Source organism: Rhizobium sp. CG5, assembly GCF_023701945.1.
In the GTDB taxonomy this organism is placed as follows: Bacteria; Pseudomonadota; Alphaproteobacteria; order Rhizobiales; family Rhizobiaceae; genus Allorhizobium.
On record NZ_JABAEF010000015.1, the window covers coordinates 164,394 to 173,042 of the forward strand.

The 8,649-nt window shown below is 58.2% G+C and carries 3 protein-coding genes and 4 pseudogenes; 3 read left to right on the plus strand and 4 right to left on the minus strand.

All coding sequences use genetic code 11. From position 1 onward, the window contains the following. The first annotated feature begins 107 nt into the window (after positions 1-107). Positions 108-1,893 (plus strand): annotated as a pseudogene (locus HGO38_RS22600) (thiamine pyrophosphate-requiring protein). A gap of 122 nt (positions 1,894-2,015) precedes the next feature. Here the strand turns inward: HGO38_RS22600 and HGO38_RS22605 are convergent. Next, positions 2,016-2,243 (minus strand): hypothetical protein, encoded by a 228-nt coding sequence (locus tag HGO38_RS22605; protein ID WP_250958085.1) that lies wholly within the window; start codon positions 2,241-2,243, stop codon positions 2,016-2,018. A gap of 5 nt (positions 2,244-2,248) precedes the next feature. Then, positions 2,249-2,899, minus strand: a complete 651-nt coding sequence (locus HGO38_RS22610) for a GFA family protein (RefSeq protein WP_352230505.1) — start codon at positions 2,897-2,899, stop codon at positions 2,249-2,251. Here HGO38_RS22610 and HGO38_RS22615 point away from each other — a divergent pair. Further along, positions 2,879-4,047, plus strand: a pseudogene (locus tag HGO38_RS22615) (zinc-dependent alcohol dehydrogenase). The gene HGO38_RS22610 and the pseudogene HGO38_RS22615 sit on opposite strands and share 21 nt — an antisense overlap. 374 nt (positions 4,048-4,421) lie before the next feature. On the opposite strand, the gene HGO38_RS22620 reads toward HGO38_RS22615, so the two are convergent. Further along, positions 4,422-5,176, minus strand: a protein-coding gene (locus HGO38_RS22620) for an IS5 family transposase (RefSeq protein WP_250958086.1) whose coding sequence is annotated in 2 segments (ribosomal slippage) — positions 4,422-4,843 and positions 4,843-5,176 — 756 coding nt in all. Because the reading frame shifts where the segments join, the coding sequence is not laid out codon by codon here. Positions 5,177-5,245: 69 nt separating this feature from the next. Here HGO38_RS22620 and HGO38_RS22625 point away from each other — a divergent pair. Continuing rightward, positions 5,246-7,507 (plus strand): annotated as a pseudogene (locus HGO38_RS22625) (Tn3 family transposase); the annotation flags it as partial. A gap of 12 nt (positions 7,508-7,519) precedes the next feature. Here HGO38_RS22625 and HGO38_RS22630 read toward each other — a convergent pair. After that, a pseudogene (locus tag HGO38_RS22630) lies at positions 7,520-8,505 on the minus strand (IS110 family RNA-guided transposase). Between the last annotated feature and the right edge of the window lie 144 nt (positions 8,506-8,649).

Below are 8,649 nucleotides of genomic sequence, written 5' to 3' on the forward strand. Positions count from 1 at the left end.
GTCACCCGCCTTACGTTTTGGCCAGCCCCTGTTTGCGAGCGGAACCAACGCGGCCGGGCGAGGGTTTGTTGGCACATACCCTGACCATGACATCGAAAGGCACTTCCATGGCACAGACAGTCGGTGATTTCATCGTTTCCCGTCTTCACTCTTGGGGCGTCAGGCACATGTTCGGGTACCCTGGCGACGGTATCAACGGTGTCTTCGGAGCGTTGAACCGGCAGAAGGCAGATCGAATTCGTCCAGGCGCGCCACGAGGAAATGGCTGCCTTTATGGCCTCTGCCTACGCAAAGTTTTCCGGCGAGCTCGGCGTCTGCATCGCAACCTCAGGCCCAGGGGCGGCACATCTCGTCACTGGCATGTATGATGCCCGCGCCGACCATCAGCCGCTTCTGGCGATCGTCGGCCAACAGGCCCGCGGCGCGCTTGGCGGTCATTACCAGCAAGAAGTCGATCTGGCCGCCCTGTTCAAGGATGTCGCCGGTGACTTTGTCCATCAGGCTTCCACGCCTGCGCAGGTTCGTCATCTGATAGACCGCGCGATCCGCATCGCATTATCGAATCGAACCGTGACCGCCTTGATCCTGCCCAACGACTTGCAGGAGATGGCTTACGAGGAACCGGCGCGTGCTCACGGGACGGTCCATTCCGGCTTTGGATACCGGGCGCCGAAGATCGTGCCCTATCAGGAGGACATACAGGCCGCGGCCGATATCCTCAACGCGGGCGAAAAAGTTGCCATCCTGGTCGGCGCCGGCGCTCTTGGCGCAACCGAAGAGGTGATCGCCGTCGCCAATCGGCTCGGCGCGGGGGTTGCCAAGGCATTGCTCGGCAAGGCCGCACTTCCCGACGAACTTCCCTGGGTCACCGGATCGATCGGTCTTGTCGGGACCCAGCCCTCCTGGGACCTCATGCGTGATTGCGACACGCTTTTGATGATTGGGTCCGGCTTTCCCTATGCCGAGTTTTTACCGGAGGAAGGGCAGGTGAAGGCTGTCCAGATCGATATCAAGGCCGGAATGTTGTCGCTCCGATATCCGATGGACGTCAATCTCGTCGGAGATGCGGCGGAAACGCTAAAGGCGTTATTGCCGCTGATCGAACAAAAAGACGGCAAATGGCGCCACGCTGTTGAAAAGAACGTTTCGGCCTGGTGGAAGCTCTTGGATAAGCGCGCCCATGTCGAAGCCAACCCCGTCAATCCACAGCTGGTCGCATGGGAGCTATCCTCAAGGCTACCGGACAACGTCATCTTGACGAGCGATTCCGGCTCCTGCGCGAACTGGTATGCCGGCGATATCAAGATAAGAGCCGGGATGATTGCGTCGCTTTCCGGGGGATTGGCATCGATGGGCGCGGCCGTTCCCTACGCCATCGCCGCTAAATACGCCCACCCGGACCGCCCGGTGATCGGCCTCGTCGGCGATGGTGCCATGCAAATGAACAACATGGCCGAACTGATCACGGTCGCCAAATACTGGCGAGACTGGGCCGACCACCGCTTCATCATCTGCGTCTTCAATAACGAGGATCTCAACCAGGTGACCTGGGAGCAGCGGGTGATGGAAGGCGATCCTAAGTTCGAGGCCTCGCAAAGCATTCCTGACGTTCCTTACCATCGGTTTGCAGAGCTCATCGGCCTCAAGGGCTTGTTTGTCGATCGCCCGGAAGATTTGGGGCCGGCTTGGGACGAGGCGCTTGCGTCGGATCGCCCTGTTCTCCTTGAGGTCAAAACCGACCCCGAAGTCCCCCCGATGCCACCGCATCTCACGTTTGATCAGGTCAAGAAACTCACAACCACGCTGATAAAGGGTGATCCAAACCAGGAAGGCGTCATCCGCGGCACGGTCCGGCAGGTTTTGAGTTCGGTCCTGCCAGGCAAGCACGAATAGCCGCGCATTACGGCCAAAGGGGTCAGAGGGGTTTAGGGCGGTAGCGGCCGATGTCAGAGTTGGGCGCGCGTTCAGTGTCGGCGGTTAGACTGCCAGGTTCGTCCGATAGCTGGCAGCAAACGCTATTCGGCGGCCTGGCGGAGCGCAGACCGCTTCGCAGGTTCCACCTGCCCAATGATCTCGAATTCGGAGGGCATCGCATGCTGGTCGGTACCGAGCAGTGCAAGCGTCCAGTACTCGGGGTCCCTTCCAAAGACCGTCGAAACCTGGACGACGGTCGTGCGCCCCTCGAAATACCGAGACGACTTCGCCCAGTAAAAAACATCCGGAACCAAACGCGCTGCAACCATGGTACCTACTCCCTCGTAATTCGCGAACGATAGCAGAAATCTCCAAAGTGAGAACGGCCTCCCCTGTGGACGGCGCGGACTTCAGAACGTTTCTCGCGTTTTTCTTCAGGCAAGCCCCGTCCGCCGTCGGCCCAGCCCAATCTGCTTTCGACGCCGTAATGTCCCTTTGGCCGGACCCTTTCAGGGTGATCGAGCGAACCCACTGTCACACGTATCAACGCGTCATCGTCGTACTGAAGGTAAAGAGGTGATCCACACAGATCGCAAAAGCCGCGCGTCGCAATCGGGGAAGAGCGATATGACCCAGGCCGACCTTTTGTCCATCTGAACGCCTCGAGGCTTGCCTGAACAAGGACGGCGAATGGCCCGCCGGTTGCCTTTTTGCACATGTCGCAATGACAATAGCCGATGTGCGGTGGGTCGCCGCGGAACTCATAGCGACATGTTCCGCACAGGCACCCGCCGATCCATGTTGTCTTTTCGCTCATGCCTCGCGAAATGCTCGCGCTCGTTTTTTGTTCCCTGACCTCCGACGTGTTGCCGAATACGCCGTCGCCGATGGAACATCTTTTTCGTATGGCGGTTTTCGACGAAAGGCGGCATCCGCACCGTAAGAAGTTCGACGAGGGAACGACATGAAGGCGCTCACTTGGCATGGCAAGCACGACATCCGCTGCGAAGCGTCCCGGATCCCAAGATCGAAGATGGTCACGATGCAATCATCAAGGTTACAGCTTGCGCCATTTGCGGATCCGACCTCCATCTCTACAACGGTATCATGCCGGACATGCACAGCGGCGACATCATGGGCCATGAGACCATGGGCGAGGTGGTTGAAGTCGGCAAGGACAATAAGAAGCTCAAAGTCGGCGACCGCGTTGTCGTTCCCTTCACCATCTCCTGCGGCGAATGCTTCTTCTGCAAACGCGGGTTCTTTTCTGGTTGCGAACGAAGCAATCCCGATCCGTCGAAAGCGAAGAAGCTCTGGGGCAGCTCGCCTGCCGGGCTCTTCGGCTACACACATCTCCTCGGTGGCTACAGCGGCGGCCAGGCGGAATATCTGCGCGTTCGCTATGCCGACGTCGGCCCTATCAAGGTGCCGGATGGCCTTACCGACGAGCAGGTTCTGTTCCTCTCTGACATCTTTCCGACCGGCTATATGGCCGCAGACTTCTGCAACATCCAGCCGGGCGACACGATTGCGGTATGGGGCTGCGGCCCGGTCGGACAGATGGCGATCAAGTCCGCGTTCATTCTCGGCGCCGAGCGGGTTATCGCCATCGATACAGTGCCGGAAAGACTGGCGATTGCCGAAAAGTCCGGAGCGATCACCCTCGATTTCATGGACAAGGACATCTACGACCGGATCATGGAGTTGCCAAACGGCCGCGGAGCAGACGCCTGCATCGACGCCGTCGGCACCGAGGCAGAGCCTTCGGCAAGCTGGGACTCGCGGATAGACCGCATCAAGGTCGCGACCTTCATGGGGACCGACCGACCACATGTACTCCGTCAGGCGATCCATTGCTGCCGCAACTTCGGCACGGTCTCGATCGTCGGCGTCTACGGCGGCTTCCTCGACAAAATTCCAATGGGCTCGGCCATTAACCGCGGTCTGACGTTCCGCATGGCCCAGACGCCGGTCCAGCATTACCTCCCACTTTTGATGGAGCGTATTCAGAACGGCGAGATCGATCCGTCCTTCATCATCACCCATCGGGCCACGTTGGAAGAAGGCCCCGACCTGTACAAGACCTTCCGCGACAAGCAGGCCGGCTGCATCAAGGTCGTTCTGAAACCATAAGAGAGAGGCGCAAGGTCATGGAAAGTACACAGCAGAAGACAGGTCTCGCCGTGATCACCGGCGCCTCGAGCGGGATTGGCTTGGAACTCGCGAAGATGGGGTCAGAACAAGAGCAGTCCGAAATCGCACGCTAAGGCCGAACGGAGCATGAACAATGCCGTAGCTCGGATTTTGGGCATTCGATCTCTGTGGATTGCCATCGACATGCGCCAGTTTTGATTTCTTTGTCCGGCCCGACTCGACAACGCTCAGCGCAGATCGGTCATGGATGGAGTCGGGCAATGGCAAAGCGCAAGCTTCTCAAAGATCAAGATCGACGGAAGCTTGTCGACATACCAGTCGACGAGGACAGCCTAGGCTCAGGACTCGTTAAATCAGAGCCAAAAGATGACGGCCGCTGCGATGCATATGCTTGAGAAGAAAGTGTGGGCGCAGCGATCGTATCTTGTGTGAATTCTGCGCCAGTCCTTGAGCCTGCCGAACATGTTTTCTATCTTGTGGCGCTTTTTGTAGAGCGTCTGATCGTGCGGGATAGGCACCTTTCGGTTTGCCCGCGATGGAATGCAGGCCTCTATTTTGCGCTCAGCCAAAGCGTCGCGAAACCAGTCGGCGTCATAGCCCTTGTCCGCCAGCAGCGTCTTTGCCTTTGGGAAGGCGTGCAGCATCTGCGCGGCCCCTTTGTAGTCGCTCATCTGTCCTTCGCTCAAAAGCAGGATCAGAGGCCGACCGTAGCCATCGCAGACAGCATGCAGCTTGGAGTTCAGCCCGCCTTTTGTGCGTCCAATACGTCGGGGAACATCCCCTTTTTTAGCAGACTGGCTGCGGTGCGGTGAGCTTTCAAATGTGTGGCATCGATCATCAACTGTTCAGGCCTGCCGCGCTTTGCAGTTAGTTCTGCCAGGATGCGATTGAACACGCCGAGCCTGCTCCAGCGGATGAAGCGGTTGTAGATCGTCTTGTGCGGCCCATACTCCTTCGGCGCGTCGCGCCATCGCAACCCATTGCGCAGAACGAAAATGATGCCGCTCAAAACAAGCCTGTCATCCGCGCGCGGAACGCCGTGCGACAGTGGGAAGTACGGCTCGATCCGACGCATCTGCGCCTCCGATAGCAGCATCAAATCACTCATGGCGGTCCCTCCGTTTGAGCCAAGTGAATCAAAACAGAGGCAACCAAGCAAGAAATTTAATAGGTCCTGAGCCTAATCCGACACTATTCGTTGTCACTGGCGGATCGCCTGGAGATCGAACTGCGGAGACGTAATCACAACCGGCTCGGCTTTGCCATCCAGCTATGTCTGATGCGATACCCAGGCCGAGTGCTGGGGGCAGAAGAAGCTCCGCCTCCCGCCATGCTGAGATATGTTGCTGATCAGATCGGCGCCGCCCCGGAATCATTTGCCCTCTATGCACGCCGTGAAGAAACCCGGCGCGATCACACGGCGCGCTTGATGGTGTATCTGGAAACGAGAAGCGCGATGGCGCAAGATCGCCGAGCCGCGCTGTTGGCGGCAATTCATGCGGCGACCATGTCCGACGACGGTGCTGCGATAGTCAGTTCGATTGTTGCCGCGTTTCGTGAACGCGGAGCTCTTCTGCCGACGATCGACACGATCGAACGGATTGGCCTTGCCGGCCGTGCGATAGCTCGCCGAGGGGCAGAGACAACTCTGATTAAAGACATCCCGCTTGATACGCTTCAATCATTGGATAGGCTGTTAGAAGTTGACCCGTCAATCGGCCAGACGCGCTTCCATTGGCTACGCTCGGCGCCAGAAGCGCCGGGTGCATCGAATCTGGTAGGATTGACAGAGCGGATAGCCTTTCTGCGACGGCTGGAGATCGATCCGACGTTGCAGGCGCGCATATCAGCGGGACGGTGGGACCAGATGATTCGGGAGGGTAACGCAACCCCGGCCTGGCTTGCCAACGACTTCAATGCCAGCCGTCGCCACGCTCTGATCGTGGCTCAAGTCATCAGGCTTTGCCAGAAGCTCACGGACGAGGCGGTGACGATGTTCATCAAGCTCATGGGTAAGTTGTTCTCGCAAGCCAACAACCGAAAGAAGCAGCGACAGATGGATTGCAGAGCGAACACCGCCAAAGCGCTACGCATGTTCCTCGATACGATCTCGGCGCTACAGTCCGCCAACGACCATGGTCGGAATGCATTGGATGTTCTCGACCAAAAAGTCGGCTGGGACCGACTGCTTCGGATGAAGCCTGAGCTGGAGTCGATGGTCGACGACAACGAGGCGCCGCCGTTGACCGTAGCAGCCGAGCAATATGCGACCGTCCACAAATACACTGGTGCGTTCCTTCAGGCCTTCACGTTCCGCTCGGCGCGTCGCCACGATCCGCTTCTCGCGGCAATTGGACTGCTCAAACGGCTTTATGCCGAAAAGCGGCGGACACTCCCGGATCGCGTCCCGCTCACCCACCTCAGCCAAACTGATCGGCGGCTCATCTTCGAACGGGAAAAACCCGATCGCCGTCTCTACGAGATCGCAACGCTCGCCGCTCTGCGAGACCGGCTTAGATCTGCGGAGATCTGGATCGACGGCAGCCGATCTTTCCGGCCGATTGACGAGCATCTGATGCCACGGTCAACATTCATCACAATGAAGGAAGAGGATCGTCTTGGATTGGGCGTCGAAGCTGATGGCGCGCAGTGGCTTGCCGAAGCCTGTCAGATGCTCGACTTCAACCTGAAGCGCCTGGCATACAGAGCCCGATCCGGGAAGCTCGAAGGAGTTCGTCTTGAGGCCGGAACGTTGATCGTTACACCAACCGCCGGCGAAGTCCCTGTGGCCGCCGAGGAACTGAATGCAGAGATCAGCGACATGTATCCGCTGATCGAGGTTCCCGACCTGTTGAGAGACGTGCATGAATGGACCGGCTTTGCAGATTTCTTCACGCATGTTCGCACCGGAGACGCCCCGAAAAATGTCTCCGCCATGCTTGCGGGCGTACTGGCGGATGCGACCAATCTCGGGCCCAAGCGAATGGCGGGCGCATCCAAGGGGATCAGCGCTCACCAGATCGGGTGGATGCGCACCTTCCACGCCCGATCCGAGACATATCGTGCTGCGCAAGCAGCTATTACCGATGCACACACCTGCCATCCGCATTCCCGCCTTTGGGGCAACGGCACGACATCTTCCTCAGATGGCCAATTCTTCCGAGTGAGCGACCGAGCCGCAAAGCGCGGCGACATCAATTTGCATTACGGCAGTGAACCCGGATCGAAATTCTACAGCCATCTGTCAGATCAGTACGGCTACTTCAGCATTTTGCCCATCAGTCCGACTGAAAGCGAGGCGGCTTATGTGCTCGACGGGCTCTTCGACCAGGACACGATCCTCGACATCCATGAACACTTTACCGATACGGGTGGTGCGAGTGATCATATCTTCGGGCTGTTCGCCCTGATCTCCGCCATCTCGGACGTAAAGCTACGCCCGAAATCTCATTCAAGCCGCAACGGACTTTGTATACTGCTGTTCGCGCACCAGAAGTGCCCAGATGATTCTCGCTGTCTTGTTCGCGAGCGCGACGGTTACGACCCTTGCTGGCTTTCGGTCCATCAGGCTTACTGCCCAATCATGACTGGCGCTGCTCCCATCCTTCGCGAAACGGATTATTGCGGTCGCACGGACAACCAATAGCTTTCGAATGTATCGTCACCTTGCTTGCTAATGCCGCTCATGCGTTCCTTTCCCCCGGAACTGTGCGGTCTTGGCGTCAATCCCAACCAAGAGGCGAAGCGCCGCCCAGAGGAAAAATTCTTGATGTCCGATACGGCCGCGGTGATGGCGCTCGCTGTTATGGGCCCCACACCTGGTATCGAGAGAAGGCGTCGTGCCGCCGCGTCAGCCCTTACGCTGTCGACGATCTTCTTTTCGATCTTTGCGACTTCGGCGCCCAATCCCTGCAATTGACCTATAATCGTCCATAGCATCGTCCGCGCCAGTTCCGGCAAGCTGCCCTGGATCTCGTGGAAATGTTCGACAAGTTTGGGGACGTTCTTTGCCCCTCCAGCACCGATGATGCCGAATTCACTCAAATGCCCACGCAATGAATTGATCAGCATTGTTCGCTGACGAACAAGAAGCTCTCGAACCTTATGCATCATCAGTACTGACTGTTGATCGGCAGATTTCGCAGCGACGAACCGCATGGTCGGTCGCGTTACGGCCTCACAAATAGCCTCAGCATCGGCTGCGTCTGTCTTGCCTCTTTTCACGTAGGGCTTCACGTAGCCAGCCGGCATCAGTTTGACGACATGGCCAAGCTTTTCGATTTCCCGGGCCCAGTAATGCGAACTTCCGCAGGCTTCGATGCCCACAATGCACGGCTGGATACTGCCGAAAAACCGTAGCACCTCACCTCGCCGAAGCTGCCGCCGGACCATAACCTTCCCAAGGTTATCGATGCCATGTACCTGGTCGGGTAGCAGCGGCGCATTGCTGCGCCGCCGCCCCCTAAGAACCGGACATGCGGATCACCCCGCATCCGGCTCAAGCCATTCTTCAGCACCATGGTGTGGCACCGAACAACTGGACGGAGGGTTTCGCAATTCGACGGCGGACGAAGTAAGTGG